This is a genomic window from Mycolicibacterium aurum (assembly GCF_900637195.1).
Taxonomy (GTDB): Bacteria; Actinomycetota; Actinomycetes; order Mycobacteriales; family Mycobacteriaceae; genus Mycobacterium; species Mycobacterium aurum.
Window position 1 is genome coordinate 3,646,447 of sequence record NZ_LR134356.1, and the last position, 21,183, is coordinate 3,667,629.

Here is a 21,183-nt window from a genome sequence, read left to right on the forward strand (position 1 = left end):
TCTGGCACGATGACCAGGTGCAGACCCGTCGCCGCATGCGCAAGCGTCTCCTGGCATCAGTGCTGTTGCTGTTGGTCGTGGCTCCTTCGCTGATCGGCTGCGTCCGCATCAGGGCCTCGATCACGGTGTCCCCCGACGACCGGGTGTCCGGCCAGATCGTTGCGGCGGCCATCCCGCGCGACGACAGCGACAAAGGCCCCCAGCTACTCAACAACCTCCCGTTCGCGCAGAAGGTCGCGGTGTCCGAGTACAGCCGCGACGACTATGTGGGATCGCAGGCGGTGTTCTCCGACCTCACTTTCGCCGAACTGCCTCAGCTGGCGAGCATGAACCGGGACGCGGCAGGCGTGGACATCTCGCTACGGCGCGCCGGTGACCTGGTGATCCTGGAGGGTCGGGCCGACCTCACCTCACTCAGCGACTCCGAAGCCGACGTCTCGCTCTCCGTCGCCTTCCCCGGTGAGGTGACCTCGACCAACGGCGACCAGATTTCGTCCACGGTGGTCGAATGGAAGGTCCGCCCCGGCGTGGTCAGCACCATGAACGCCCAAGCCCGCTACACCGACCCCAGCGCGCGGTCGTTCACCGGCGCAGCGATCTGGCTCGGCGTGGCCTCGATGGTGGTCGCGGGCATCGTCGGCTGGCTGGCGTACACCAGCCGCGATCGATCACCTCGTCCGGGCGAGCCACAGGACCAGGCCCGGTAGCACTTACTTGCTCCCCACGGGGCCGCAGGCTCTACTCTGTGCACTCGGGGACGAACGCGACGAGAAGAAAGGGGCGTCCGCTGAACGTAGATTCAGCGGCACCGTCAGCAGTTGAGCTGGCTGCGGCCGTCACCGAAGAGCTACGCGACTATCTGCGCGAGCGCCGTCGGGATGCCGCCTACATCGGTGCCGACTACGCCGTGTTGACCGAAGCCCTCGAAGAGTTCGTGCTGCGCGGCGGCAAGCGCCTGCGCCCCGCGTTCGCCTACTGGGGCTGGCGCGCCGTCGCGGGCACCGAGCCCCAACCCGAGGTGTTGCGGTTGTTCGCGGCCCTCGAACTCCTGCACGCCTGCGCACTCGTCCACGACGATGTCATTGATGCCTCCGCCACCCGGCGCGGACTGCCCACCGTGCACCGCATCTTCGCCGAGCGGCACCGCGACAACGCGTGGAGCGGCTCGGCCGAGCAATTCGGGCTGTCCGCGGCGATCCTGCTCGGCGACCTGTCGCTGGTCTGGGCCGACGACATCGTCGCGACCGCGGACATCGGGGTCGACGCGCACCGGCGCGTGCAACGGGTGTGGTCGGCGATCCGCACGGAAGTTCTCGGCGGGCAGTATCTGGACATCTTCGCCGAAGCCAGCGGCGCGGAGACCGTGTCGTCGGCGATGACGGTGAACATCTACAAGACCGCGTCGTACACCATTTCGCGTCCGCTACAGCTCGGCGCCGCGGCCGCCGCCGACTGCCCGGAGATCCTGTCGGCGTTCCACGAGGTGGGGACCAGCCTCGGTGTGGCGTTCCAGCTTCGCGACGACGTGCTCGGGGTGTTCGGCGACCCGGCGGTCACCGGCAAGCCCTCCGGCGACGACCTTCGCTCGGGCAAGCGCACGGTACTGCTTGCCGAGGCCATCCAGCTGGCCGAGAAGCACGACCCGGCCGGCGCGAAACTGCTGCGCAGCTCCATCGGCTCCGATCTGACGGACATCCAGGTCAAAGAGGTCTGCCTGGTGATCGAGTCGGTCGGCGCGCTGGCCGCGGTCGAGGAACGGATCGGCATCCTCACCCGGCAGGCCCTGGAGATCCTCGGCGCCGCGCCGATCGACACCCAGGCCAAGGCCGGGCTGGCCGAGCTCGCCAGATTGGCCGCGAACCGGTCCGCCTGACACGCATGTCCCCGAGCATGATCGAGCCCGTCGCACCGCAAGGCCATCTTCAGCGCCTGAAGGATTTCACGACGTCCCCGCAGGCGCGTCCCGCGCTCGTCGGTGCGCTCGGAGCGCTGCTGATCACCGCGGGCGGGCTGGGCGCGGGCAGCACCCGCTTGCACGACCCGGTGCTGGAGTCGATGCATCTGTCCTGGTTGAGATTCGGCCACGGGTTGGTGGTGTCGTCGCTGCTGCTCTGGGGCGGCGTGGTGCTGATGCTGCTGGCCTGGTTGTGGCTGGGGCGCAGGGTGATCGAGGGCACCGCCACCCAATACATGATGGTCGCCACCACCGGGTTCTGGCTGACTCCGCTGTTGCTCAGCGTTCCGGTGTTCAGCCGCGACACCTATTCCTATCTCGCGCAGGGCGCACTGTTGCGCGACGGCTTCGACCCGTACGTCGTCGGCCCCGTCGACAACCCGAACCCCCTGTTGGACGACGTCAGCCCCATCTGGACCACCACCACCGCCCCCTACGGTCCGGCTTTCATCCTGGTGGCGAGGTTCGTCACGATGCTCGTGGGCGAGGACGTCGTCGCGGGAACGATGCTGCTTCGGCTCTGCATGCTTCCTGGCCTGGCGCTGCTGATCTGGGCCGCGCCGCGGGTGGCCCGCCACGTCGGGGCCAACGGCGCGGCCGCACTGTGGATCTGTGTGCTGAACCCTCTGGTGATCATTCACCTGATGGGTGGCGTGCACAACGAGATGCTGATGGTCGGCCTGATGATGGCAGGCATCGCGTTGTGCTTCGGCGGACGCAACGTCTCCGGCGTCGCGCTGATCGCGGTGGCCACCGCGGTGAAAGCCACCGGAGGGCTGGCGTTGCCGTTCATGGTGTGGGTGTGGGCACGCCGCATGCGCGACCGCCACGACTATCCCCCGGTGAAGGCCTTCGCCGCGGCCGCCGCCGCGTCGGTACTCGTCTTCGTGGCGGTCTTCGCCGTCTTGTCACTGGCGGCAGGAGTGGGGTTGGGCTGGCTGACCGCGCTGGCGGGGTCGGTGAAGATCATCAACTGGCTCACCGTACCGACCGCGGTGGCGAACCTGACCAATGTGCTTGTGGGCCTGGTGGTCCCGGTGAACTTCTACGCGGTCCTGGAGATCACCCGGATCATCGGGATCGCGATCATCGCCGTCTCGTCGGTGGTGCTGTGGTGGCGTTATCGCCGCACCGACCGGGACGCGCTGATGGGCATCGCCCTCGTGATGGTTGTCGTGGTGCTGTTCGTCCCCGCTGCCCTGCCCTGGTACTACACCTGGCCACTGGCGGTGATGGCAGCACTCGCGCAGTCACGGCAGGCGATCGCGCTGATCGCCGGCTTCTCGACGTGGATCACCGTGATCTGGCGGCCCGACGGCGCGCACGGCATGTACTCATGGGCCCACGTCCTGCTGTCGCTCGCCTGCGCAGCCGGCGCCTGGTACTGGCTGTCCGTCAGTAACCCATCGCCTGAGCGCGACGAACCACCTCACGAGCCTGATGAGAGTGCAGCGCGTCAACCGGGCGGGCGTTAGGTTTCTCGTCGGTCGATCCGTCGCGACGGATCGTCAGCGACGGATCGGGCGTGAAGAGCCACCCCACGATCTCGGTGTCGGTGTATCCCCCGTCGTGCATCACGACCAGCAAGCCGGGCAGAGCCTTGGCCACATGCCCGGTGTCGTCGAAAAACACCTGCGGCACCACCACCGAGCCGCCCCGCCGCACCGCGATCAGACGGCGTTCGCGCAGCTGCTGATGGACCTTCGTCACAGGTATGCCCATCAGCTCCGCAACGGCGGGTAGGTCGAGCACGGCTTCGCCGGGATCCAGAACATCGTCGGCAGACGGGATGCTGCTCATCGCACAGAGTCTAGGACCAGTGGCCACGCCCGCGACGGCGGCGTGCGGGTTGCGGGACGGCAGGCGGCGGCTCGGCTCGTACCATGAATCCGATGGAGACCTACCAGCAGTCCAGCCCGCTCACCGGGGCCGTGCTGGATGGGCGCTACCGGGTGGACACGCTGATCGCGACAGGCGGCATGTCCGCGGTGTACCGAGGTCTCGATCTGCGGCTCGACCGGCCGGTGGCATTGAAGGTGATGGACTCCCGATACGCCGGTGACGAGCACTTCATGATGCGGTTCCAGCGGGAGGCCCGCGCCGTGGCGCGGCTGAAGGATCCCGGACTGGTCGCCGTGTACGACCAGGGTGCAGGAACCCCGGGCGGGCAACCTCCCTTTCTCGTGATGGAGCTCGTCGAGGGCGGGACGCTGCGAGAACTGCTCCGCGAACGTGGTCCGATGCCTCCACATGCGGTGGCGGCAGTCCTGGAACCGGTGCTCGGCGGGTTGGCTGCCGCGCACCGGGCCGGCCTGGTCCACCGAGACATCAAGCCCGAGAACATCCTGATCAGCGACGACGGCGAGGTCAAGATCGCCGACTTCGGACTGGTCCGTGCCGTCGCCGAGGCCAAGGTCACCTCGACGAGCGTCATCCTCGGAACCGCCGCATACCTGTCCCCCGAACAGGTCGCCACCGGCGAGACCGACTCGCGCGGCGATGTCTACTCCGTCGGGATCCTGGTGTACGAACTGCTCACCGGCCGAACGCCGTTCGTCGGCGACACCGCGCTGGCGGTCGCCTACCAGCGGATGGACCGCGACGTCGCGCCGCCCAGCACTGTGATCGAGGGCGTACCAAGGCAATTCGACGAGTTCGTGCTGTGCGCCACCGCACGTGATCCCCAACAGCGGTTCGCCGACGCCGCCGAGATGGCCGACCAGCTGGTCACCGTTGTGCGGGAACTCGATCTTCCACACTTCCGGGTGCCCGCTCCTCGCAACTCGGCACTCCACAACTCGGTGGCCGCGTCGACAGCGGCGCACAACAGCCACGACACCACCGCCCACCTCGGCAGGGACGCGTCGGCCGCACCGGTGAGCCCGCACACCAAGGCATTCGCTCGCGACGAGCTGCCCAGCGTCACCGACGACGACAGCGACGACTTCGACGAGGACGACCATCATTCGGGCACCGGTCTTTTCGCCGGAATCGAGCTGACCGAGTTCTACTTGGCGCGCCAGCGTGCCCGCCGGGTGTTGTTCTTCTGGGTGGTCGCGGTGATCACCGTGGCAGGACTGGCTGCCGCCGGGGCCTGGACCCTGGGCACCAACCTCCCCAACCTGATCTAGTCGCGCAGCATCTCGGCAACCAGGAACGCCAGCTCGAGCGACTGCTGCGTGTTCAGTCGCGGGTCGCAGGCGGTCTCGTAGCGGCCGGCCAGGTCGGTGTCCGAAATGTCTTGCGCGCCACCGAGGCATTCGGTGACATTCTCGCCCGTGATCTCGACGTGAATGCCGCCGGGATGGGTGCCCAGTGCATGGTGCACCTCGAAGAACCCCTGCACCTCGTCGACGATGCGATCGAAATGCCGTGTCTTGTAGCCGGTCGACGACTCATGGGTATTGCCGTGCATCGGGTCGCACTGCCAGATGACCTGATGTCCCGAAGCCTGAACCTTCTCGATGATGGGCGGCAGCACGTCGCGCACCTTGTGATTGCCCATCCGGCTGACCAGCGTCAGACGGCCCGCCTCGTTGCGCGGATCGAGCCGCTCGACGTACTCGACCGCCAACTCGGGCGAGGTCGTCGGCCCGATCTTCACTCCGATCGGGTTGGCGATCACCTCGGCGAACGCGACGTGCGCACCGTCGAGTTGACGGGTCCGCTCCCCGATCCAGACGTAATGTGCCGAGAGGTCATACAGTTTCGGGCTGGAGCCCTCGATGTCGGCCCCGTCGTAATCCATGCGCAGCATGGCCCGCTCGTAGTCCAGCACCAAAGCCTCATGGCTGGCGTAGATCTCGGCGGTCTGCAGGTTGCGGTCGTCGACGCCGCAGGCACTCATGAAGCGCAGCCCACGGTCGATCTCACCGGCCAGTGCCTCATACCTGGCCCCCGCAGGCGAGGTGCGCACGAACTCCCGATTCCAGTCGTGCACCTTCTGCAGCGACGCCATCCCTGACGATGTCAGCGCACGTACCAGGTTCATCGCGGCGCTGGCGTTGGCGTAGGCCCGAACCAGGCGCGACGCGTCGTGCTCGCGCACGGCGGCGTCGGGGGCGAAGCCGTTGATCATGTCGCCGCGGTAGGACCGCAGCCCCAGCGCGTCGATGTCGGACGACCGCGGTTTCGCGTACTGCCCGGCGATGCGGGCCACCTTGACCACCGGCATGCTCGCCCCATAGGTGAGCACGACCGCCATCTGCAGCAGCGTGCGGATGTTCGCGCGGATGTGAGGTTCGGTGTTGTCGACGAATGTCTCGGCGCAGTCCCCGCCCTGCAGCAGGAACGCCTCACCGCGCGCGACGTCGGCGAGATGGGACTTGAGCCGCTCGATCTCGGACGGCACGGTCACCGGCGGGACGCTCTCCAGAACCGTCCGCATCGCCTTGGCCTGATCGGCGGGCCAGCTGGGCTGCTGAACGGCCGGCTTGGCCAGCGCCGCGTCGAGCCGTTGCCGCAGGTCCTCGGGCAGCGGCGGCAGGTCCGGCAGCTGGTCGATGGGTACGTCGACGGTCCAATTCACCCGTCCATGGTAACGGGCGGGCGAATGTGGTTTTACCAGCGTGCGGGCATTTCCCCGGTGGTCATCAGCCGAAATCGGTGCAGGTTGTGCTTCGCGTCGACCAGCGCGTCGTGCGCGTCGCGGGGCCGGGGTGGCATACGAGGGCTGCCACGTTCCTCCCAGAACTGGCGCAACTCGCGGGTGAAGCGCGGGATCGCGGGCGGCAGGTCCGTCATGGGCCCCCAGAGCTGGCACAGCACCACGTGGTCGTAGGCGCCGACCCACGCCCACAACTCGATCTCCTCGTCGCCGTCGATACCGAAGAAATCCTCCAGCTCGGTGCGGATCTGCCGCCGCGAGCGCCACAACGGTGACGCCGGTGACGGCAACTTCGGCAGCACGTGTTTGCGCACCCACTGGCCGGCCCGCTCGGGATCGAATTCGGTTGATATGGCGTAGTACTCACGGCCGTCTTCCGCTGCGACGCCGATGGAGATCAGCTCGATGGTGCGGCCGTTGTCGATGAACTCCGTGTCATAGAAGTACCGCACGTCATGAGACTTTCTGCTGGGCGGGCGCGGTGGAACCCGGCGCGGGGGCGGCGTGGATCTCGCGATCGAGCTGTTGGTCGACCTCGGCGTCGTCGGGGAACTTCGGCATTCCCGAAATGGCATCCTGCAGCCACAGCTTGGCCTGAACCACCGGACGGCGCAGCCAACGCTCCCGCTCCAGGGCCCGATGCATCTTGCGGGGGCGCTTGGTGTAGCGCCAGCGCGCCCACGGCGCGTGCGGTCGCGACAGCCGGATTGCCCCCACGACCAGCAGCGGTGTGATGAACATGCCGACCAGCCCGGTCCACACCTTGCCTTTGAGCAGCACGACCACCGCCAACGCCAGGTTCAGCAGCGCTGCGACGACGACGACGGCGCGCATCGTCACGGACGGATCACTCTCCCAGGTCCCGACGTCGAAGAAGGACAGCGGATTGAAACCCATGATGAGCAGGCCCGCAACCGCCACCGCGACGAACACCGCGTCCACCGATGTGCGGCCGTCCTCGGCCCAGTACACGTCCTCCAGATGCAGGATTAGTGCGAACTCGTCGAGCACCAGCGCCGCGCCGATCCCGAAAAGGATTGATGCGGCGGTGAACTCGGGTACACCGCCGTCGACAGCCAGCGTCACCATCGACACCCCGGAGACCATGACCAGGACCACGCCGATCACCACGTGGTGGATGTGCAGCCCGCTGCCGCCCGAGATGTTGCGCGGCTGCCACCACTTGCGCGGCGCGTCGCTGTCTGCGTGGCTGCGGATGTACCGCACGATTGTGCGGGTCACGAAGAACGTCAGGATGAACGCGATCAGACACCACATCAGCGGTTGCCGGCTTGGCGGGACGTGCAGCGAGAGGTCCCAGTGCAGGTCGAGGTCCGGGGGCACGCAGAAAACTTACGCCGACCTGCGTGTGTCGAGCCCGGGATACCCGTCGACGCGCCGATCGGCACCGATAGTCTGTTCCCCGACATGAGGATCTGGCGGTCGCCCGACGGGGCTGGTTGGGGCCCGACGCTGGCGTGGCGGCTGTTCCAGGTGGCCACGCTCGCGGCGCTCGTCACGGCGGGGTGGCGACTGCTCGGGCACGTCCCGTACCGCATCGACATCGACGTCTACCGGATGGGCGGGCGGGCCTGGCTGGACAATCAGTCGCTCTACGCCGACGGCGTGATGTTCCAGACCCGGGGCGGGCTGGAGCTGCCCTTCACCTATCCACCCCTGGCAGCCGTGGCATTCGCGCCGTTCGCGCTGCTGTCCCTCGAAGCGGCCAGTGTCGCCATCACGGTGACCACGCTGATCCTGCTCGTGGTGTCCACGGTGATCGTGCTGACTCGCCTCGACGTGTGGTCCACCGCGAGCGTGACCGGGGAACCGGCGTGGGTTCGGCGTTCCTGGCTGGCGGCGGCGATCGTGGCCCCGGCCGTGATCTACCTGGAACCGTTGCGCTCGAATTTCGACTTCGGTCAGATCAACGTGGTGCTGATGACGCTGGTGATCGCCGACTGCGTCCCGCGCCGCACTCCCTGGCCTCGCGGCGTGCTGCTGGGTGTCGCGATCGCGCTGAAGCTGACGCCGGCGGTGTTCCTGCTGTACTTCCTGCTGCGCCGCGACACGCGCGCGCTGCTGGTGACCGCGGCCTCGGTGGCCGTCGCCACGTTGGTCGGCTTCGCGTTCGCCTGGCGGGATTCCTGGGAGTACTGGACGGAGACGGTGCGCAACACCGATCGCATCGGCTCGGCAACGCTGAACACCAACCAGAACATCGCCGGTGTGCTGGCCCGACTGGGCATGGCCGAAGGCGAGCGCTTCGCGCTGTGGACGGCGCTGTGCTTCGCGGTGCTGGGTGTCGCGGTATGGGCCGCGCGGCGGGCGCTGCGGGCCGGGCAGCCCGTGCTGGCCCTGATCAGCGTCGCGATGTTCGGTCTGGTGGTCTCACCGGTGTCGTGGTCGCATCACTGGGTGTGGGCGCTTCCCACCGTCCTCGTCACAGCCGTGCTGGCCGTGCGTCTGCGGCACGTCGCTCTCGGCGTGGTCGCGACGGTCGGGCTGGCGCTGATGGTGTGGACACCCATCACCTTGATGCCCGAACACCGCGAGACCACGGCGCCGCTGTGGCGCCAGCTCGCCGGTGGGTCCTACATGTGGTGGGCCCTTGCGACGATCGTCGTCGCCGGCACGGTCACCGCGGGCAGACGTACTCAGGGCGCCGCGGACACCGATCCCGCGGTGCCCGCCGCGAACGCGCTCAAGGCCTGATTCAACCGGCCGCGGAGTCGGGGAGTCGGGTGGGCGGCTTCACGGCCGCGTCATCTTTTCCCACTTTGACGTCGGCCGCGTAGAGGTCCACGTACTCCTGACCCGACATGCGCATCAGCTCGTACATGACCTCGTCGATCACTGCGCGCTCGATGAACCGGTTGCCGGCGAGGCCCTCGAAACGGCTGAAGTCCATCGGCTTGCCGAACTTGACCTGGACGCGGCCGAACTTCCACATCTTGCTGCCGGGCGGGTTCACGACGTCGGTGCCGATCATCGCGACCGGTATCACCGGTACCTGCGACTCCAGGGCAAGGCGCGCGAGTCCGGTCTTGCCCTTGTAGAGCCGTCCGTCGGGAGAGCGAGTGCCCTCGGGGTACATCCCCAGAACCTTGCCCTGGCCGAGGATGCGCTCCGCGGTGATCAGGGCATCCTGGGCGGCATCGGCGTCGGTGCGGTCGATGGGCACCTGGCCGGCGGCGGTGTAGAACCAGCGGGTGAACCAGCCCTTGATGCCGGTGCCGGTGAAGTACTCGGCCTTGGCCAGGTAGGTGATTCGACGGTTGACCACCAGGCACTTGTAGAAGCTGTCGGCCACCGCGAGGTGGTTACTGGCCAGGATCACCGCGCCGGACTGCGGAACATGCTCCAGCCCTTCGACTTTCGGGCGCCCCAGCAGGGTCAGCAATGGTCCCATGAACACGAACTTGAACAGCCAGTACCACATGGAACCTCCGGATCGCCCGACCGCGGCGCGGTCAACAGGCTCTGCGACAACTTTACCCACGGCCTGTGCGCGCGACCACACCTGCGCCCAGGTACTTCTACTCGTCTGTTCCCTCGACGCTCACCGGGATGTGTTGATAACGCCCCGGCGGAGGCGGTCCGTCGGGCTCAGGAGGCGCCGGATCGTCCGGCGGAGGTTCGCCGGAGGCGGTCGAGGAGCCGGCGGCCGGGCTGATATCGACGTCGTCGATGTTGTCGACCATCGCCTTGACCAGGGTGAGCAGTGCGACGCTGTGCTCGGCCAGCACGTCGAGCAGCGGGTGCTGCTCCCCGGAGATCAGCGCAGCCAGCGCGCATACGGGACACCACACCTGCTGACACCGGCCCGGGTTGTTGCTGCCCGCCTGCGCGCGCGCAGCAGCCATCCGCACCGCAGGGTCGAGGCGGTCCAGAATCGCCTGGGCCAACTGCTTCAGTTCGGGTCCTATGTCGGAATGTCGCCGACCCGCGGCTCCGGACTCGGAGTGGAACTCACTCACGCCGGCCACACCTCCGGATTCGGTCGAAATCGCACCGTCAGCTCGCTGCCGCGCAAATGTGCACCGATGACGATGCACCGGCGCAACACCGACGCGAGGCGAACCCGGCGCCGCATTCCGCCGACGCCGACGATCAAGTCGTCACCGACCCTACCCAACGACAGCGCCGACGAGTCGACCTGCGGGAGCTCCAACCGCAGTCGGTACACCGCGTCCAGTCCGCTACCGGACTCCCGGTCCACGATCGGCCGCAGTGGTCCGGGCGGCGCTTCCCCGTCTCGTCGGCGCGCACTCTCCAGCAGTTCGCCCAGGGCCTTGGGTCCGATCGGTTCGCCGGCCAGGTGCGGTACCAGGACCAGTTGGACGTCTCCGATGACCCGGTCCAGGTCGGCGAGGACCGTCTGCTGCTCGGAGATCCGTTCCGAATACCAGTCGAACGCGGGGTGAGCGGGCAGGTTGCGATACTCGAACGAATCATCTTGCACCAGAATCTGGTTCACGATGAGTTCGGCGACCTGCACTCCCATCAGGGACAACGACCCCAGCGTGCGGACAGCCTCGGCGGCGACCACCCGCTCGGCCGTCATGACCAGGTGCGCGGCGACTCGCGCACCGTCGGTGAGCAGGGTGCCCAGCTGATCGGTGCCTGCGCCGATCCGTTCGAAGAGGTCGACGAGCACCGCCGTCCGGGGGTCGTCGGCGCTGGACAACCTGCGGTGCCGCGGCCATGCGCGTTCCAGGTAAAGGGCAAACGTCGCCGGCAGCGTGAGCATCCGCATCGCGTCGGCGGTGGACGCGCAGTCGACGATCACCAGGTCCCACCGGCCGCTGTCGGCGAGTTCACCGACCTCGTGCAGGCCCAATACCTCCTGCACGCCGGGGAGCGCCGAAAGCTCTTCCGGCGCAATATCTCCGATGTCCGAGTCGGGAAACCGCCCGGCCAGGGGACCGGCGGTCTCGCGCCACCGTTGCGCCAGCAGGGCCAGGGTGTCGAGCGCGAGCGCATCGAGGGTTCCGCCGCCGATCCCGGCGGTGTCGAGGTCGGCGAGCACACGGGTGGGGTCGCGACGACCCGTCGGGGTCAGGCCCACGCCCAGCACATCACCGATGGAATGCGCCTGGTCGGTGGACACCAGCAGTACCCGCATGCCGGACTGCGCCGCCCGCACCGCAGTGGCGGTAGCCAGCGTCGACTTCCCCACGCCGCCCTTGCCGACGAACAGGCCGATCCGGGCGTGGCCGGTGGCGTGCGCCGCGCCGGCGTCGCTCATGCCCTCAATCAGCCTCGACTCGTTTCTTCAGGTCCTTCAAGGCGGTGTCGGTCAACCTGCGCTCGGCCTTGCGCTTGAGCAGACCGATCATCGGGATGACCAGGTCGACGGACAGCTCGTAGGTGACATCGGTGCCAGATCCCTTCGGCGCCAGTCGATATGCGCCGTCGAGAGACTTCAGCAGGTTGCTCGAGACCAGCGACCACGTCACCGAGTTCCGGTCCGCAGGCCACTCGTAGGCGAGCACCATGTGGTCCTTGAGCACCGCCGCGTCCAGAAGCAGTCGCGCCACCTTCGGGTAGCCGTCGTCGTCCGCTTCGAGAACCTCGGTCTCCTTGTACTCGGCGACCCAGTCGGGGTAGGAGCCGATATCGGCGATGACGTCCATCACCGTCGAAGGATCGGCGTCGATGTAAATGGTCTGTGCCGTCTTGTCTGCCACTGGAACTTCTCCCGGCCTTCCCCGCTGATCCGGCTATGGTCTGATCGCTGCCAGAAATCTACTCTTCCCACCCAGGTATGGCCGCAATACTTCAGGCCAGCCGTGACACCCCGACCGGGCGGCCGGCTTCCAGGGTGCGCTTGACCTCGAACGCCATCTCCTTGCCCGCGACCCGGCGCCGATGGTTCATGCTCGGGAGGTTCATCTTGGCCAGTTGGTGCGCCGCCGCACCGGCCGGCTCGGCGTGCAGGAAGTAGTGCAGGATCACTCCCTCCGGACCGTTGCCCACCTTCTCCAGCCAGACCTCCATGGTCCCGGTCAATGCCCCGGTGACGGTCCACCGCTGACCTGCCTCGCCGCGGTCCTCGACGACCTTGAGTCGCAGGTCGGGCCACCATCGTGACCAGCTCGCAGGGTCGGCCACGGCCCGGCCGACGTCGACCGGATCCGCGGCGACGAAGGTCTCGTCGGCGATCTGGATGCTGTACATGACCGACAAGCTTCACACACACCGAACCGTCGGTCCCACCCGGACGACTACGCTGTACATGGCTCGTCCATTTGTCGAGCACCTTGAAGTTGAGAGGGCTTCATACTGCGATGACTGCGCGTGAATTCAGCGTTCCGGCACCGTTCACCGTCGACGAGCACGACAACGTCGTCGCCGCCGTCTACTCCCACGAGCGTGACGATCCCGATCACGTGATCATGCAGCGGCTCATCGACGGCAGCTGGGTGGACGTCACCAGCCGACAGGTCGCCGAGCAGATCCGTTCGGCGGCAAAGGGTTTGATCGCCGAAGGGGTGCAGCCCGGCGATCGCGTGGCGCTGCTGTCGGCGACGCGCTACGAATGGCCGATCCTGGACTTCGCGATCCTGTCGGTAGGCGCGGTGACGGTTCCCATCTACGAGACCAGCGCGGCCGAGCAGGTGCAGTTCGTGCTGAACGACTCCGGCGCGGTGGTGGCGATCGCCGAGACCGACGCGCACGCCGGACACATCGAGGCGCTCCGGGACACACTTCCCCAGCTGCGCAAGGTGTACCGCATCGACGGCTCCGGCACCCCCGCCCTCGACGAGCTGGCCGCCGCCGGCCGCGACGTCGAGGCCGCCGCGGTGGACGCCCGGGTGGCCGGCATCAAGTCCTCCGATGCTGCGACGTTGATCTATACCTCGGGTACCACCGGGCGGCCGAAGGGGTGCCAGCTGACGCACTCCAACCTGCTCTACGAGATCCGCGGCGCCAAGTCGTGCTTCCCCGACCATCTGGCCAAGGGCGAGAAGCTGCTGGTGTTCCTGCCGCTGGCGCACGTGCTGGCCCGCGCACTGACCATCAGCGCGTTCACCAACGGGGTGACGCTGGGCTTCACCAGCGACATCAAGAACCTGGTGCCCATGCTGGCGGTGTTCCGGCCGACCCTGGTGGTGTCGGTCCCCCGGGTGTTCGAGAAGGTCTACAACACCGCCGAGCTGAACGCCGAGAGCGGCGGCAAGGGCAAGATCTTCGCCGCCGCCGCGGAAACCGCGATCGAATGGAGCAAGGCCCAGGACACCGGCGGACCCGGATTACTGCTCACGCTCAAGCACGCCCTGTTCGACCGGCTCGTCTACGGCAAGCTTCGCGCGGCGCTCGGCGGTCGATGCCGCGCCGCCATCTCCGGCGGCGCGCCACTGGGCGCGCGGCTGGGCCACTTCTACCGCGGTGTCGGGCTGTCGATCTACGAGGGTTACGGCCTCACCGAGACCAGCGCGGCCATCACCGTGAACCGGGTGGGCGACCTTCGCGTCGGCTCGGTCGGCAAACTGCTGCCCGGCAACAGCATGCGGCTCGGTGACGACGGCGAGCTGCTGGTCAAGGGCGGCGTGGTGTTCAACGGCTACTGGGGCAACCAGTCCGAGACCGACGCGGTGTTCAGCGGCGAGTGGTTCCACACCGGCGATCTGGGTGCCATCGACAGCGACGGATTCCTGACGATCATCGGCCGCAAGAAGGAGATCATCGTGACCGCGGGCGGCAAGAACGTCGCCCCCGCGCTGCTCGAGGACCGTCTGCGGGCTCATCCGTTGATCAGCCAGGCGATGGCGGTGGGTGATCAGCAACCCTTCATCGCGTCGCTGATCACCATCGACCCCGAGGCGTTCCCCGGCTGGAAGGAACGTCACGGCAAGGATGCGGGCGCGTCGGTCGCGGACCTGATCGATGACCCCGACCTGCAGGCCGAGGTGGAACTGGCGGTCAAAGAGGCCAACCAGGCGGTGTCGAAGGCCGAGCAGATTCGTAAGTTCCGGATTCTTCCGGTCGATTTCACCGAGGCCACCGGTGAACTGACCCCGACGCTGAAGGTCAAGCGCAAGGTCGTCGCGGAGAAGTTCGCCGCGGACATCGACGCGCTGTACAGCAAGACGGCGAACTAGCTACAACAGCCGGCGCAGGCGCTCGGCCTGCAGGCTCCAGCGCCAGTTGTCCACGACCCAGCGCCGTCCCGCCGCGCCCATCGCCGCCGCGCGCGACGGGTCGGCCAACAGTTCGCCCACGGAGGTGGCGATCGCGGCGACGTCGGACCCGTCGACAACCAGCCCGGTCTCACCGTCGACGACGGTCTCCGGCGCTCCTCCGGACCGGCCCGCCACGACGGGCACGCCGGTCGAGGACGCTTCCAGATAGACGATGCCCAACCCCTCGACGTCGAGCCCGGACCCTCGGGTGCGACATGGCATCGCGAACACGTCGGCCATCGCGTGGTGGGCGGGTAACTCGTCACCGGGGACGCCCTCGGTGAACACCACGTGCTCGGCGACCCCGAACTCGTGTGCAAGACGGCGCAGCGACGTCAGGTACGGTCCCCCGCCGACGATGACCAGCGCGGCACCCGGCACCCGTTGCCGGATCGCGGGCAGCGCCCGGATCAGCATGTCCTGCCCCTTGCGCGGTACCAGGCGCGACACACACACCACGACCGGCCGACTCCCCAGCCGGTAGCGGGCACGCAGCTCCGCGCGGGCGACCTCGTCGGGCACGAAACGGTCGGTGTCCACGCCCGGGGGCACGTGCTCCAGCGCCGCGCCGGGGCCGAATGCCGACGCGAACCGGCGGCGGGTGTAGGCGCTGATGTAGGTGACGACGTCGGTGTCATTGCCGATGCGGCGCAGGGCGGTACGTGCCAGCGGCAGCATCGACCAGCCCACCTCATGGCCGTGCGTGCTGGCGATCACGCGCTGGGCGCCCGCGGTACGCGCCAGGGGCGCCAGCAACGCCAGCGGGGCGGCGGCGCCGAACCACACGGTGTCGATGTCCCGCTCCCCGATCAGCCGTCGCATCCGCAACGCCACCGTCGGCTCGGGAACCATGAGGGTCCCCGGGTGCCGGACCACGTCGTATCCGCCGGCGGCCGCCACGTTGTCGTAGTCCTCGGCGCCCTTCCACGTGGGTGCGTACACGGTGAACGCGTAGTCGTCGACGGGGACCAGCTGACCGACGAGCGCCTCCAGATAGGACTGGATGCCACCGCGTCGCGGTGGAAAGTCGTTGGTGACGAGCAGAACCCGCTTCACCGGTACCCGGCCAGGACCTCGGCCGGCTCGGTGCCCAGCACGGTGCGGATCGCGGTGGCGACATCGGTGTGGCCATGCCCGCACGCGGCGAGGTACAGCGCGCGCAACGAATCGGCACCGTAGGTGCCTGCGATGTGGGAGGCGAACTCCCAAGCCCGGTCGTAGGCGGCGGAGCGATCGGGGCCCGGGGTGGCCAGCTCGGCGTCGGTCGGCAGCGACGTCGGCGACGGGGGAACGGTTCCGTCGGCCGGCCTGCCGACGAAGTCGGCGACCCCCTCGGTGAGCCACACCGGCGCATCGGCGGCGGTATCCGCCCTGGCTGCGTAGTGAAACAGCTCATGGCGCAACACTGTTCGCAGATCGGCGTCATTCATCTCGCCCGCACGCGGGGAGAACATGATGCGCTCGGCGGTGGTCGTCGCCGCGACGTCGGGTCCCCCACCGGCCAGCGTCGCGAACTGCTCCGGCGAGCCGGCGGCGACGATCGAGATGTCGGGTCGCCATCGGGGTCCCCAGAAGTCGGTCACCGCGTCAACGGCGCCGGGCAGTTCGGCGGCGACGCGGTCGAGCAGCGCGCTGCCGGCGCCCGCGCTCAGATCGACCATCTGCGCCGTCCGACCGTCGGCAAGGGCCACGGTTCGCGCAGGCGCCTCGGGTTGGGTCACGGTCACCGGCGCGGCGATCGCGGGACCGGACGGGGCCGCCAGCGGCCCGCCCAGCACAAAGATGGCGCAGATCAGTTCGGCGCCCAGAACGGCGCCGAGGCGGCGCCGATCGGCGGCGCGTGAGCGCGCGGTGGCGTCGGACGCCTCGCTGGCGACGGGCGCCTCAGTAACGACGGACGTTGTGGATCGGCGCATTGTTCACCGGGGCGACGCGCACCGGCGTGCCGTAGGTGGAGGCGTGCACCATCATTCCGTCGCCGATGTAGATGCCGACGTGGGAGGCGTCGGAGTAGTAGGTCACCAGATCACCGGGTTGCATCTGGTCCGTCGACACCGGCTGTCCCCCCTGCGCCAGCGCCTGGCTGGAGTGCGGAAGCGAGATACCGGCCTGCTGGAACGACCACATCACCAGGCCGGAGCAGTCGAAGGCGCTGGGACCCGACCCGCCCCACGAGTAGGGCGAGCCGATCCGGCTCAGCGCAGCCTGGATGACCGTGGTGGACGCAGGAGAACCAGGCGGGGCGATGTCGCCCGGGGGGATCGCACCGGGCAGCCCGGGCAGGCCGGGTGCAGGCGGCGCCTCCGGAAGGAGCGGCGCCGGCGGCGCAGCGAGGATGGCCGGGTCCTGGCCTGGAGGCGGCGCAAGGGGTGCGGCCGCGGGCGGCGGTGGCGGTGCGGCGGCGAGCGCCTCCCGCTGAACCGGGGTCAGCGCTTCGTACTGAGCCTTGACGATCGCGATCTGCACCTGCAGCTGACTCTGCTTCGACTGCAGTTCGGCACGCACCGCGGCGGCCTGTTCAGCGGCGGTCTTGGCTTCCACAGCGGACGCAGCCGACGCCTGTTCGGCGGCCTGTGCCCGCGCACCGGCCTCGCGGAAACTCGCCATCTGCGCCTGCATCTCGCTGGCCATCACCCGCTGCACCGATAGCTGGTCGATCAGTCCCTGCGGCGAGGAAGCGGTCAGGATCGCGTCGAAGCCGGACGTGCGGCCACCCATGTACTGCGCTGCGGCCAGTTTGTCGACGTTGCCCTGGAACGCGGAAAGCTGGGCCTTCGCCGACTCCATGGCGGCCACATCGCTGGTGTGCTTGGTCTCGGCGGCCGTCTGAATCGCCAGCTTGTTGTCCAGGTCCAGCTGCGCCGAGTGCATGGCCTCAGTGGTCTGCTCGGCCTGTCGAGACAGGTCGTTCAACTTCGCCAGCGCATCCTGGGCCGGGTCCGCGTACGCCTGTCCGGTCAGCATCGCGCCGAGGACAGCCAGACCGGCCATCAAAATGATCAGGGGTTGCCGAGTACGGCGTGTGGTCCTGTGCGCGCGGTCGAGCCTCAAGATTTATGCGTCCTTCAACTGCCGTAACAAGCCGCTTCGAACTCTCTTAGGTCTCAGATAGGTTACGAAACGGCATCGGCCTTGTCCAACAGAAGACGCAAATTTAACAGCCGACCCGCAGGATCGCCCTTCGACGGCGGGCTGCGTGTCGTCAGGCGACTCCGGTATCACTCTGCCGGTGGATCGGTACGAGGCGCAACCTCGGTGCGAGACCCACATCGGCCAGCACCTCCAGCGCGCGGCGCTCGTCGACATGCAATGTCTCCGGGATACCGAGCAGCACGCTGACAACGCAGTCCTGACACCCCGGCCCGCGCACCGCGCAGTCGTCGCAGTCGATCTTCACGGACCCGACATCGGGCGCCTCGCCCGGCGGCCCCTGATCCGGCCTCTGATTCAGTGGCATCGCACCTGTCCTCTCGATCGCAGTCGTCCGCACCGTATCGGCGCATACCGACAAGTCCCGGCCGCGTCACCGAACTCCCGGCGCTGCTTCCCCGGAGATGTCAGCCCGGGCGCTTACCGTCAGCGCATGGCTCAGCTGAGCTTCGCCGACGTCGACCCGGAGGCGGACCCGACATTGCGCGAAACCACGTTCGTCGTCGTGGATCTGGAGACCACCGGCGGCCGGGCCAGCGGCGACAAGCACGATGAGATCACCGAGATCGGCGCGGTCAAGGTGCGCGGCGGTGAGGTGCTCGGCGAGTTCGCCACCTTGGTGGATCCGGGACGTGCGATCCCGCCACAGATCGTGGCGCTGACCGGCATCACGTCGGCCATGGTCTACGACGCGCCGAAGATCGACAGCGTCCTGCCGTCGTTCCTCGAGTTCTGCCGCGGCGCCGTGCTCGTCGCCCACAACGCCGGCTTCGACATCGGATTCCTCCGGGCCGCCGCCGAGCGCCACCAGCTGCCCTGGCCGAAGCCGCCCGTGCTGTGCACCGTCACGCTCGCGCGTCGGGTACTCACCCGTGACGAAGCCCCCAGCGTCAAGTTGTCCGCGCTGGCTCAGCTGTTCACAGCCTCCACCACCCCGACGCACCGGGCCCTCGACGACGCCAGGGCCACCGTCGATGTGCTGCACGGGCTGATCGAGCGCGTCGGGAACCAGGGCGTGCACACCTACGCCGAGCTGCGTTCCTACCTCCCGGATGTGACACCGGCGCAACGCAGCAAGCGCCACCTCGCACGCACGGTGCCCCGCAGTCCCGGCGTGTATCTGTTCCGTGGGCCGTCCGCGGAGGTGCTGTACGTGGGCACCGCTGTCGATCTGCGGCGCCGGGTCTCGCAGTACTTCAACGGCGCCGACCCCCGCACCCGGATGAAGGAAATGGTGGCGCTGGCCACCGCCGTGGACCATGTCGAGTGCGCCCACGATCTGGAGGCGGGCGTGCGGGAGCTCCGACTGCTGGCCGCCCATGCGCCGCCGTACAACCGCCGGTCCAAATTCCCGCACCGCTGGTGGTGGGTCACCCTGACCGACGAAGCCTTTCCGCGGTTCTCCACGGTGCGTACTCCTCGGACGGGAAGCGCCGTCGGGCCGTTCCGTGCGCGGGCCGACGCGTTCGACGCTGCCGCGCTGATGGCGCGGTTCACCGGAGTGCGCACCTGCACCTCCCGGCTGGGCCGCTCGGCGGTGCACGGTCCGGCCTGCCCGGAGCGGGAGGTGTCGCCGTGCCCCGCCCGGCGCGGCGCGGACGCCGCCGAGTACGCCGCCACGGCCGCACGCGCGCTCGCGCTCATCGACGGCCGGTGTAGCCGCCCTCTCGACGCCGCGCTGACCGACATCGCCGACCTGGCCGAGCGTCACCGCTACGAGACGGCCGCGCGGCTGCGCGACCACACCGCCGCCTCGATCGAGGTGTTGTGGCGCGGTCAGCGACTCCGCGCGTTGGCAGAGATCGACGAGTTGGTGGCGGCAAAGCCCGACGGGCACCGTGGCTGGCACCTCGCGGTGATCCGTCACGGCCAGCTCGCGGCCGGGGGTTGCGCGCCCCGCGGGGTGCCGCCGATGCCCGTGGTGGACGCGCTGACCGCGGCGGCACAGGCGGTCCTTCCCGAACCGGGTCCACTGGGTGGCGCGCTGGTGGAGGAGACGGCGCTGATCGCCCGCTGGCTGGCGCAGCCGGGCGTGCGGATCGTGCGCACGGGCAGCGGGTACTGCTCGCCCGTCGGCGCCGCCGGGCGCTTGGCGGAATGGGCCGGGCAAGCCCGCTCCGCGCGAGTGGCCGCCGAGCAGCTCACCGAACAGTTCGGCTCAGAACTTCGCCGTTCAGAGATCCTGGGTGAACCCCGCCCAACGCGCGAGGAGCTTTTCGGCCGCCCCGGAGTCGATCGCCTCCTTCGCCCGCGCGAGCCCGGACTCCCAGGCCGGGACCCACTGGGCGTCGCTGGATAGCCCTGCATGCGACACCAGCGCACCGGCGGCGTTGAGCACCACCGCATCCCGGACCGGACCCGTGGCCCCGCCCAGCACCGCCCTGGCCGACGCCGCGTTCGACTCGGCGTCGCCCCCGACCAACTCCGCGATGTCGGCCCTCGGGAACCCGAACGCCGCGGGATCGAAGGTCAGCCGCTCCACGGTGCCCGCCTGCACCCGCCAGATCGTGCTCGTGGTCGTGGTCGTCAGCTCGTCGAGCCCGTCGTCACCGTGGACCACCAGAACGCTGGAGCCCCGCGTGGCGAACACGCCGGCCATCACCTCGGCGAGATCGCCCCACGCGCACCCGATCAGTCCGGCCCGCGGCGTGGCCGGATTGGTCAACGGGCCGAGCAGGTTGAACACCGTCGGCACCCCGATCTCGCGCCGCACCACCCCCGCGTGCCGGTACGAGGGATGAAACTGCGGGGCGAAGGCGAAGCCGATACCGACCTCGGCCACACAGCGAGCCACCTGTTCGGGGCCCAGATCGATCCGCACGCCCAGCGCTTCCAGGGTGTCGGCGCCGCCCGACAGCGAGGACGCCGCACGGTTGCCGTGCTTGACCACGGGCACGCCGGCAGCGGCCACCACGATCGCGGCCATCGTGGAGAGGTTCACCGTGTTGGCGCCGTCTCCGCCGGTGCCGACGATGTCCACGGTGGCGGTGCCGATGACGTCCGTGGGCACCCGGCGCGCGTGCTTGAGCATGATGTCGGAGAGTTCGGTGACTTCAGCCGATGTCGGCCGCTTCATCTTCATCGACACGCCGAACGCCGCGATCTGCGCCGGGGTGGCGGTGCCCGTCATGATCTGATCCATCGCCCATGCCGTCTGACCTGGCAGAAGACTCTGCCCGACGGTCAGACGGCCCAGAATCATCGCCCAGGTGGGGCTGTTCCCGGAGTCGTGCGGAGGCGAAGCGGGCGTGGGCGCAGGGTTAGTCACGAACGCGATTATGACG

20 protein-coding genes and 1 pseudogene are annotated in these 21,183 nt (G+C 68.6%); 7 read left to right on the plus strand and 14 right to left on the minus strand.

The genetic code is table 11. The annotated features are described in order from the left end of the window. Positions 1 to 35 precede the first annotated feature (35 nt). The 3 genes from EL337_RS17015 to EL337_RS17025 all read left to right on the plus strand — a co-directional run bounded on the left by EL337_RS17015 (position 36) and on the right by EL337_RS17025 (position 3,429). A complete protein-coding gene (locus EL337_RS17015) occupies positions 36 to 707 on the plus strand; it encodes an LppM family (lipo)protein (RefSeq protein WP_048631872.1) in 672 nt (223 codons plus the stop codon). 80 nt (positions 708 to 787) lie between these two features. Further along, positions 788 to 1,873: a bifunctional (2E,6E)-farnesyl/geranyl diphosphate synthase gene (gene idsA2, locus EL337_RS17020; RefSeq protein ID WP_048631873.1), complete on the plus strand. Its 1,086-nt coding sequence runs from the start codon at positions 788 to 790 to the stop codon at positions 1,871 to 1,873. A gap of 5 nt (positions 1,874 to 1,878) precedes the next feature. Then, positions 1,879 to 3,429, plus strand: coding sequence for an alpha-(1->6)-mannopyranosyltransferase A (locus EL337_RS17025; RefSeq protein WP_048631740.1), 1,551 nt, complete (start codon positions 1,879 to 1,881; stop codon positions 3,427 to 3,429). Here EL337_RS17025 and EL337_RS17030 read toward each other — a convergent pair. Continuing rightward, positions 3,350 to 3,754 (minus strand): Rv2175c family DNA-binding protein, encoded by a 405-nt coding sequence (locus EL337_RS17030; RefSeq protein WP_048631741.1) that lies wholly within the window; start codon positions 3,752 to 3,754, stop codon positions 3,350 to 3,352. The two genes, EL337_RS17025 and EL337_RS17030, sit on opposite strands and share 80 nt — an antisense overlap. 83 nt (positions 3,755 to 3,837) lie before the next feature. Between EL337_RS17030 and EL337_RS17035 the strand changes: the two genes are divergently transcribed. Continuing rightward, complete coding sequence (locus EL337_RS17035) at positions 3,838 to 5,085, plus strand: protein kinase domain-containing protein (RefSeq protein WP_048631742.1); 1,248 nt, start codon at positions 3,838 to 3,840, stop codon at positions 5,083 to 5,085. Here EL337_RS17035 and EL337_RS17040 read toward each other — a convergent pair. Genes EL337_RS17040 through EL337_RS17050 form a run of 3 tightly spaced genes read right to left on the minus strand, consistent with a single transcriptional unit; the run spans position 5,082 to position 7,904 of the window. Next, positions 5,082 to 6,482, minus strand: coding sequence for a class II 3-deoxy-7-phosphoheptulonate synthase (locus EL337_RS17040; protein ID WP_048631743.1), 1,401 nt, complete (start codon positions 6,480 to 6,482; stop codon positions 5,082 to 5,084). The genes EL337_RS17035 and EL337_RS17040 overlap by 4 nt on opposite strands. Positions 6,483 to 6,514: 32 nt before the next feature. Next, the gene (locus EL337_RS17045) at positions 6,515 to 7,012 is read right to left on the minus strand and encodes a polyadenylate-specific 3'-exoribonuclease AS (protein ID WP_048631744.1); all 498 of its coding nucleotides are present in this window, start codon (positions 7,010 to 7,012) and stop codon (positions 6,515 to 6,517) included. Position 7,013: 1 nt separating this feature from the next. Beyond that, the gene (locus EL337_RS17050) at positions 7,014 to 7,904 is read right to left on the minus strand and encodes a hypothetical protein (RefSeq protein ID WP_048631745.1); all 891 of its coding nucleotides are present in this window, start codon (positions 7,902 to 7,904) and stop codon (positions 7,014 to 7,016) included. Between the two features lie 84 nt (positions 7,905 to 7,988). Between EL337_RS17050 and EL337_RS17055 the strand changes: the two genes are divergently transcribed. Beyond that, positions 7,989 to 9,275: a glycosyltransferase family 87 protein gene (locus EL337_RS17055; RefSeq protein ID WP_048631746.1), complete on the plus strand. Its 1,287-nt coding sequence runs from the start codon at positions 7,989 to 7,991 to the stop codon at positions 9,273 to 9,275. A 1-nt stretch (position 9,276) separates the two neighbouring features. On the opposite strand, the gene EL337_RS17060 is transcribed toward EL337_RS17055, so the two are convergent. From EL337_RS17060 to EL337_RS17080, 5 genes are all read right to left on the minus strand, one after another. Beyond that, entirely contained in the window at positions 9,277 to 10,002 is a 726-nt protein-coding gene (locus EL337_RS17060; RefSeq protein ID WP_048631747.1) for a lysophospholipid acyltransferase family protein, read from the minus strand. Positions 10,003 to 10,099: 97 nt separating this feature from the next. Further along, positions 10,100 to 10,540 (minus strand): hypothetical protein, encoded by a 441-nt coding sequence (locus EL337_RS17065; RefSeq protein WP_048631874.1) that lies wholly within the window; start codon positions 10,538 to 10,540, stop codon positions 10,100 to 10,102. Further along, positions 10,537 to 11,811, minus strand: a complete 1,275-nt coding sequence (locus EL337_RS17070; protein ID WP_048631748.1) for an ArsA family ATPase — start codon at positions 11,809 to 11,811, stop codon at positions 10,537 to 10,539. Before EL337_RS17070 ends, EL337_RS17065 begins: the two co-directional genes overlap by 4 nt. A gap of 4 nt (positions 11,812 to 11,815) precedes the next feature. Next, complete coding sequence (locus EL337_RS17075; protein WP_048631749.1) at positions 11,816 to 12,253, minus strand: SRPBCC family protein; 438 nt, start codon at positions 12,251 to 12,253, stop codon at positions 11,816 to 11,818. 91 nt (positions 12,254 to 12,344) lie between these two features. Next, positions 12,345 to 12,743: an SRPBCC family protein gene (locus tag EL337_RS17080; RefSeq protein ID WP_048631750.1), complete on the minus strand. Its 399-nt coding sequence runs from the start codon at positions 12,741 to 12,743 to the stop codon at positions 12,345 to 12,347. Between the two features lie 110 nt (positions 12,744 to 12,853). On the opposite strand from EL337_RS17080, the gene EL337_RS17085 reads away from it, so the two are divergent. Beyond that, on the plus strand, positions 12,854 to 14,668 hold the full coding sequence (locus EL337_RS17085) for an AMP-dependent synthetase/ligase (RefSeq protein WP_048631751.1): 1,815 nt from the start codon (positions 12,854 to 12,856) through the stop codon (positions 14,666 to 14,668). Here the strand turns inward: EL337_RS17085 and EL337_RS17090 are convergent, their stop codons facing one another. The 4 genes from EL337_RS17090 to EL337_RS17105 all read right to left on the minus strand — a co-directional run bounded on the left by EL337_RS17090 (position 14,669) and on the right by EL337_RS17105 (position 18,206). Then, a complete protein-coding gene (locus EL337_RS17090; RefSeq protein WP_048631752.1) occupies positions 14,669 to 15,805 on the minus strand; it encodes a glycosyltransferase family 4 protein in 1,137 nt (378 codons plus the stop codon). Continuing rightward, complete coding sequence (locus EL337_RS17095) at positions 15,802 to 16,665, minus strand: peptidase (protein WP_048631753.1); 864 nt, start codon at positions 16,663 to 16,665, stop codon at positions 15,802 to 15,804. Before EL337_RS17095 ends, EL337_RS17090 begins: the two co-directional genes overlap by 4 nt. Continuing rightward, positions 16,634 to 17,800 carry a peptidoglycan hydrolase RipC gene (gene ripC, locus EL337_RS17100; RefSeq protein WP_048631754.1) on the minus strand — a complete coding sequence of 389 codons (1,167 nt, stop codon included), beginning with the start codon at positions 17,798 to 17,800 and terminating at the stop codon, positions 16,634 to 16,636. Before ripC ends, EL337_RS17095 begins: the two co-directional genes overlap by 32 nt. Before the next feature lie 151 nt (positions 17,801 to 17,951). Next, positions 17,952 to 18,206, minus strand: a complete 255-nt coding sequence (locus EL337_RS17105) for a hypothetical protein (protein WP_048631755.1) — start codon at positions 18,204 to 18,206, stop codon at positions 17,952 to 17,954. Between the two features lie 126 nt (positions 18,207 to 18,332). Here EL337_RS17105 and EL337_RS17110 point away from each other — a divergent pair. Further along, positions 18,333 to 20,135: pseudogene (locus EL337_RS17110) on the plus strand (DEDD exonuclease domain-containing protein); the annotation flags it as partial. Here EL337_RS17110 and trpD read toward each other — a convergent pair. Then, the gene (trpD, locus tag EL337_RS17115) at positions 20,073 to 21,167 is read right to left on the minus strand and encodes an anthranilate phosphoribosyltransferase (RefSeq protein ID WP_232786763.1); all 1,095 of its coding nucleotides are present in this window, start codon (positions 21,165 to 21,167) and stop codon (positions 20,073 to 20,075) included. The pseudogene EL337_RS17110 and the gene trpD sit on opposite strands and share 63 nt — an antisense overlap. Positions 21,168 to 21,183: the final 16 nt, after the last annotated feature.

Excerpts from the sequence above, each read along its gene's own strand:
- EL337_RS17080 (WP_048631750.1), bottom strand. The coding sequence starts at position 12,743 with ATGTACAGCATCCAGATCGCCGACGAGACCTTCGTCGCCGCGGATCCG.
- EL337_RS17035 (WP_048631742.1), top strand. The coding sequence starts at position 3,838 with ATGAATCCGATGGAGACCTACCAGCAGTCCAGCCCGCTCACCGGGGCC.
- EL337_RS17105 (WP_048631755.1), bottom strand. The coding sequence starts at position 18,206 with ATGCCACTGAATCAGAGGCCGGATCAGGGGCCGCCGGGCGAGGCGCCC.
- EL337_RS17095 (WP_048631753.1), bottom strand. The coding sequence starts at position 16,665 with ATGCGCCGATCCACAACGTCCGTCGTTACTGAGGCGCCCGTCGCCAGC.
- EL337_RS17060 (WP_048631747.1), bottom strand. The coding sequence starts at position 10,002 with ATGTGGTACTGGCTGTTCAAGTTCGTGTTCATGGGACCATTGCTGACC.
- EL337_RS17055 (WP_048631746.1), top strand. The coding sequence starts at position 7,989 with ATGAGGATCTGGCGGTCGCCCGACGGGGCTGGTTGGGGCCCGACGCTG.
- EL337_RS17030 (WP_048631741.1), bottom strand. The coding sequence starts at position 3,754 with ATGAGCAGCATCCCGTCTGCCGACGATGTTCTGGATCCCGGCGAAGCC.
- EL337_RS17025 (WP_048631740.1), top strand. The coding sequence starts at position 1,879 with ATGTCCCCGAGCATGATCGAGCCCGTCGCACCGCAAGGCCATCTTCAG.
- EL337_RS17015 (WP_048631872.1), top strand. The coding sequence starts at position 36 with ATGCGCAAGCGTCTCCTGGCATCAGTGCTGTTGCTGTTGGTCGTGGCT.
- EL337_RS17085 (WP_048631751.1), top strand. The coding sequence starts at position 12,854 with ATGACTGCGCGTGAATTCAGCGTTCCGGCACCGTTCACCGTCGACGAG.
- EL337_RS17070 (WP_048631748.1), bottom strand. The coding sequence starts at position 11,811 with ATGAGCGACGCCGGCGCGGCGCACGCCACCGGCCACGCCCGGATCGGC.